The 1,080-nt window shown below is 43.1% G+C and carries 2 protein-coding genes; one reads left to right on the top strand and one right to left on the bottom strand.

From position 1 onward, the window contains the following. The first annotated feature begins 28 nt into the window (after positions 1-28). The gene (locus A3735_RS24020) at positions 29-796 is read left to right on the top strand and encodes a ParA family protein (protein WP_068509617.1); all 768 of its coding nucleotides are present in this window, start codon (positions 29-31) and stop codon (positions 794-796) included. 20 nt (positions 797-816) lie between these two features. On the opposite strand, the gene A3735_RS24015 is transcribed toward A3735_RS24020, so the two are convergent. After that, the coding region (locus tag A3735_RS24015; RefSeq protein ID WP_156499879.1) for an EAL domain-containing protein at positions 817-1,080 on the bottom strand (264 nt) is incomplete at its 5' end.

Genomic DNA, 1,080 nt, shown 5'->3' with positions numbered 1-1,080 from the left:
GTAGCTCATCAGCTGCAGGGAGAAAAAAATGATTCGCGTAGTATTCAACCAGAAAGGCGGTGTAGGGAAGTCGAGTATTACTTGCAATCTTGCAGCTATTTTCGCTGCTAAGGGACGCAGAACCTTGGTTGTTGATTTGGACCCGCAAGGTAACTCTACTCACTATTTAATGGGAAAGCCTGCTGCTGAATTGAATGACTCGATTGCCGATTTTTTTGAGCAAACGCTTTCATTTAATTTGTTTAATAAAGATCCTGCCGACTTTGCGCATAAAACCCCCTTCGACAATCTCTATGTTTTGCCCTCTAGTCCTGAGATGGATTTTCTTGAAAGAAAGCTGGAGGCTAAGCATAAGATCTATAAACTCAAAAATGCCTTAAGAGCATTAGAGAGCCAGTTTGATGAAATTATCATCGATACAGCGCCTGCTTTAAATTTCTATACGCGTTCAGGCTTAATTGCTTGCGATAAGGTTTTGATTCCTTTCGACTGCGATGACTTCTCTCGTCAAGCTTTGTATACGATTATGGGCGAGTTGCAAGACATACAAGAAGATCACAATGACCGCTTGGAAATAGAGGGTATTGTAGTGAATCAATTTCAGCCGCGTGCGAGTCTGCCGTCGCGCTTGGTGAAGGAGCTCGAAGAAGAAGGGTTGCCAGTATTACCTGTAAAAATTAATGCTTCAATCAAGATGAAAGAGTCGCACCAAGAAAGTCAGCCGCTTATCTACTTTGCTCCAAAGCATGCTTTAACGACTCAGTTTGAAGAACTTCACGAGCATTTATCTTCGTAGCAAGAAAACCTGCTTTTAGCTTAGGCCGGTTTAGATTCGTGCACCAGAGGTAGTACGATCTGGTCGCCCCGGCCTAAGGTTTCGCCTTGATTCAAGCTATGTAATATTGCATATAATTCCTTGAACGGCACTGGTGGGGAGTAGAGATAACCTTGCCCATATCGACAGCCATTAATCTTTAAGAAAGCTTCCTGCTCCTTCGTTTCGATCCCTGTAGCAAATGTTTTTAAATCCATCTGACTCGCAATAGCTAGCAGTGTTTCAGTGATGGCCATATCGCTTTC

Source organism: Oleiphilus sp. HI0061, from assembly GCF_001635675.1.
The sequence above is the reverse complement of the archived record's forward strand: the minus strand, read 5'-3'. Positions and strand labels throughout refer to the sequence as shown.

What these genes read in the sequence shown, in the direction of transcription:
- A3735_RS24020 (WP_068509617.1), top strand. Translation starts at nt 29, where the DNA reads ATGATTCGCGTAGTATTCAACCAGAAAGGCGGTGTAGGGAAGTCGAGT.